General features: G+C 39.3%; 6 protein-coding genes. All 6 read right to left on the bottom strand.

The features are described from left to right. A partial coding sequence (locus BZK14_RS12845; RefSeq protein WP_143691482.1) for a hypothetical protein occupies positions 1–340 on the bottom strand: 340 nt, incomplete at its 3' end. Then, positions 333–731: a hypothetical protein gene (locus tag BZK14_RS12840; protein ID WP_077926858.1), complete on the bottom strand. Its 399-nt coding sequence runs from the start codon at positions 729–731 to the stop codon at positions 333–335. The genes BZK14_RS12845 and BZK14_RS12840, both read right to left, overlap by 8 nt. A gap of 98 nt (positions 732–829) precedes the next feature. After that, entirely contained in the window at positions 830–1,465 is a 636-nt protein-coding gene (locus BZK14_RS12835; protein WP_077926857.1) for a phage baseplate assembly protein V, read from the bottom strand. 6 nt (positions 1,466–1,471) lie between these two features. Next, positions 1,472–2,590, bottom strand: coding sequence for a phage baseplate assembly protein (locus tag BZK14_RS12830; protein ID WP_077926856.1), 1,119 nt, complete (start codon positions 2,588–2,590; stop codon positions 1,472–1,474). Beyond that, positions 2,574–3,821 (bottom strand): DNA circularization protein, encoded by a 1,248-nt coding sequence (locus BZK14_RS12825; protein WP_077926855.1) that lies wholly within the window; start codon positions 3,819–3,821, stop codon positions 2,574–2,576. The genes BZK14_RS12830 and BZK14_RS12825 overlap by 17 nt, the downstream gene beginning before the upstream one ends. Then, a partial coding sequence (locus BZK14_RS13400; RefSeq protein ID WP_171973739.1) for a hypothetical protein occupies positions 3,808–4,548 on the bottom strand: 741 nt, incomplete at its 5' end. The genes BZK14_RS13400 and BZK14_RS12825, both read right to left, overlap by 14 nt.

Genomic DNA, 4,548 nt, shown 5'->3' with positions numbered 1-4,548 from the left:
CCCCTTGCTCGGTAGGCTCTTTGAGCTTTTTTAAGAGTTCAAACTCCGCAGCTACTAAGATTTCAAAGTCTTCTGATGTTAAATCTAAGAGCTGTTCATCAGTAACATTAGTGAGCTTACCAATACCATCAATCATGAATGCTAATCGTGTAGCACGCTCAGTCGTAAAGCGTTTGAAGTCACTGTACGACTCAAGCGCTGGATGATTCATTGCTAGCGATTCATGCATTGCAATTTCATCTTTAACAGTGAGTAAATGCAATGAGAATGTCTTGTGTTGCTGATCATTCTCATCAAATAACCCCACTAAAAACTCGCCTTTATACTGTGCTTTACTCATTGATCTCTCCTAAAGCAGCGGCAACAATTGCAATTGTACCTTCACCTTCTGCTGATGTTGAGAAGTTGGCTTCCATTACAAACATATCTTGTAATGTTGTGCGTGCTTCAGGTCGCTCCAACGGCCAATAAGTTAACTTGCCTTTACTAATTTTTTTCCATTCCATAGCCAAAGCGTCACCAGAATCGTCACCCTCAATCAATACTGGCACTGTAAAGTTCAAATTGTATTCAGCAACGCCTTTAGCATAGCCTTTTAAACGGCCTGAACTATTCATTGTTTTGAGTGGTCTACGGCCTGTATTGTGGTTGTATTGAAAATCCATTGCTTCAAATTCATTACCATCAATCTCTAATACAACCGCACCAACATAACGTGCATCTTTAGGCATAATCTAGCTCCTTATATAAGTGAATATGCGATCTATATATCTTTCAAAGCTATACAATACGTTTTTTGTGAAGAGAAATAATGGTGCTGTATTTCAGGTTATTTTGGCTCTGTTGTCTTGCCACCAATACTATCAATATGACCATGACCCAAGAATGATATGCCACCAAATACACCATCTAATGCGCTGATCTTCATATTGAATGAAGCTGTATAGCTTGAGCGCGTATTACCACCAAAACCAGCGCTTAGACCACCTGTAATAGCGGTCATTGGTGCATCTAACGTAATACCACCTGAAGATGAAGTGACATGAGTTTCTGCAATACAGGTGTAATGCTTAGTTTTGAGATTGAAAGCATCACAATCAACGTCAATCACTCGGCCATTCTTCAAAGTGATGCTTGCACCTGACTGGTTATAAAGACAAACTTCACCTGATTTAAGCGCCTGCACACGAAAATTACCATTCTCAGTGGCAATGATAACGCTATGCGATGTTAGGCCATGCAATGGAATCACAATCGCTTTTGTGCCTGCAGGTGGATTAGAAGTAAAGCCAAAATGCTGATACAATTCAGCATCTTGAATCACTTCTTCATCCAAGCCTTCCACCTGTGCAGACTGATAAGATTGGGCGCTATTGGTAGCTGACAAAACACCACGAAAAGCATTACGAGCACTTTGAGAAACACCTTGTGCAATTCCTTTTATCCTACGTCCAATTGTCATCATTCACTCCTACCATTTTTCATAACCTTGAACATCTACGACTACTTTTTCACGATTATCTGATTTCTTATTTTTCTTGCGACCAGCACCTTTCGATTCAGGCAACCAAATACCATCTTCTTTAAATGTTAATGAGGTTGTTGTGCCATCAAATTTACTGCAGGAATATCTGCAACCCATTAGAAAGTAAACAGCATCAATGCCAAAAATATCGCTTTCAATATGCACCCTTTGTCCTGGCATAAATAACTTGGCTTTTGTTGCATCAGTAAAGTGACCAGCATTTGTTATAGTCAAAGTTTCACCTGCTAATTGCATATCAGAGAGATATTTTTTAGCTGCTTTTTCAAGTGCTGCGTAGTTCTCAATATCACCCAACACCACTGTCTTTTTCTTAGTAAATTTTGCTGACTCATCCTTATGGACGTATTTCAACTTATTCTTTGCATCATCAGATTTTTTGCCGTGTGTTTGCCCTAAAAAGATTACTTCGCTATAACGATTAGCAGATGAACGCTCATGATCCATACGAATAATGTTATTTTTACCATTTCTGTTCAGCGTTAATTTAGCCACAGGTTCAGTGGTATAATCTGCTGCACCAATGATTAATGTGCCTTCAGGATCGCTCCAAGCATGTAGGCCAGCTGAATTGGCTAAGCGAATGATCGCATCCCAAGCTGACATACCTGGTTCTATATCTGTCTTATCAAAGTCAGGGTTTTTCCCACGTAGCTCAACTTTTTTAATACCTAAAGGCTCTGCGATTTTCTTGATCGCTTCTAATAAACTCAGCCCTTTAAAGTTAGTAATGGGCGCACTGCAATCCACCAAAAGAGAAGTACGGTCACGGCCATTCAATGCATAAGTATGATTGTACTTATCGATGCCATGCCTAATTGTGTCCAAAATGCCTGTTAAAATCGTGTGGCCATCAATCTTCACCACACAATCTACACCTTCATCAATATCAGGAGGCATAATCCCATTAGGCATACCAATGCTCATATCAAAAGCATCAGCAGGTGTTAGAAATTCACTCTCAATCGTGTAGCTTTGCCAGTCACCATGTTCTTTGCCATCGATTTCAACTGTGACACTTGATCGTGGGTCATTCAGCATAGCCATTGATAAAATCTCCTGTTTGAATGAAGCTTGGATGCGTAATGTGTGGGTTAAGTTTCACCAACTCATCGTATCGTTTGAAGTCTTGATAAAAGTGATGTGCTATTTGATGTAAAGTGCCATCAAAAGGTGCTCTACGTACCAATAATGGTGGTCTTTTAGAAATAATGATTTCAGCAATTTGTTTCAATGAATGCTGTGATGCTCTCAATGATTCAACTAATACAAATAGCTCGTCATATTCATTCAACTCACGCATAAAATCATCTTTACGAATGCGATCTATGATTTGCTGAGCACTTGTCCTGGCATCATTAACTAATGTTTCAATTTCATTAGGATTTAAGTCATCGCGCTCTAAAAGATCAACCACCACAGATGTACGAATGCTTTGCGTCATGAGCTGGATAAATATTTGAATCTCTTTTGCATCCTCAACTGTCATTGGTACACCTAAATCAACACGGCTATTACCTTGAGCAACTTTTACAGGCATCGCATTAACCGCATTTAATTCACGTTTAACTGCTTCATATTCAGACATAGATGAAATGGGATTGTTAACACGTTTAGCTGTGACCAGTTGTTGAGTATCTTTATGGATACTTGTCATAAAATTTTGGTCACTCCCTGAAGATGATGAACTAGGTACAATATTTAATTCACCCAATTGATAACTCAATTCAGACTGCATCGAACGAACAATGGCATTCATACCACGAACACGTGATTTATATGTGTTGATCGCACGAATTTTACCCATAAAGCCATCATAAACACCGCCCACTAAATTGATCATAGAATCAATTTGATTCAGTATGTTATCTAGCATTCCAAACATACTTGTCATTTCAAACAATGGTGTGCTGCGGTTTGCTTTTTTAAAGATGAGATCAAACTCAACATAATCAACATTGTCTGCTTCATGCCTAAAACGTGCTGAAAACAACTGCATGTTTGGCATACGACCCATGACAGGGTGCACTAATAGACCTGATTCACGTACTTCACAATAATCTAACAAGCCACCTAATGAAGATTCATAACGATCACCATAAAAGATTGCTGTTATTGTGACTTCACGACCAGTGGAACCCATATCTTCCAAATCAGCACCTTCTGAATAGGCATATTGATGCTCTACAATGCTACGTTCCACAGCATCTTCAATTGCCAATACATCGAATACAATGCCTTTAAATGACGCTGTTTGAATTGATTTAGCCCATGCCATAGACACCTCTATTCATTTGGTTAATAGCAATGCGTTCAACTGTTTCATACACAATACGACCATCCACGGAAACAGGCACAGTCAGTACAATTTCTTGCGGTTTGGCATTTTGTAATAACTCAAGTTGACGAGATAGATCAGCCAATGGATTCAATGCATTGATTGCCTGGCTCATTGAAATAATAGAGGATGCAAAATTAGATGGTTCATAATCTGATGCAGATACCTGTTCATTATTTTTGTTCTTATCACGCCAATAAGTAGAGCGTTGGTTTTGCTCATCAATTTGCTGACGAACGGATGTTTTCGCATCTTCTTGTTTCAAATATTCTTCATATCGATCAATATATTTTTTCAAGTTTACAGGGTCAGCATTTTGCCATGAGTTATCTGTATGCCACCCCCAAGGACCAAACTTTTTATAAGCTGCACGTGTCTTTTCAACACCGCCTTCTTTTTGAATATATTCATCAATGAATGGTTGAACTTCAGCATTCTTCTGTTTCATAGAATCAGCCATATTTGGATCGTTGTAGCCAGAGCCTGCAATACCTGCAAGTGCTACCACATTAGTACCACGTACAACTGTACCCAATAAATTAGAAGCACCGCCTGGTACACCGCCAACCTTTGGTGATGGTGAGGAACCACCTGCACCAGGCAAACCTTTGCCACCTGGCATCCAACCACCTAATTTACTGGTAATTGCTGAGATTGCTAATGCAGC

The sequence above is a fragment of the Wohlfahrtiimonas larvae genome, from assembly GCF_002006755.1.
Classification (GTDB): domain Bacteria; phylum Pseudomonadota; class Gammaproteobacteria; order Cardiobacteriales; family Wohlfahrtiimonadaceae; genus Wohlfahrtiimonas; species Wohlfahrtiimonas larvae.
This window is presented reverse-complemented; position numbering and strand designations above follow the sequence as displayed.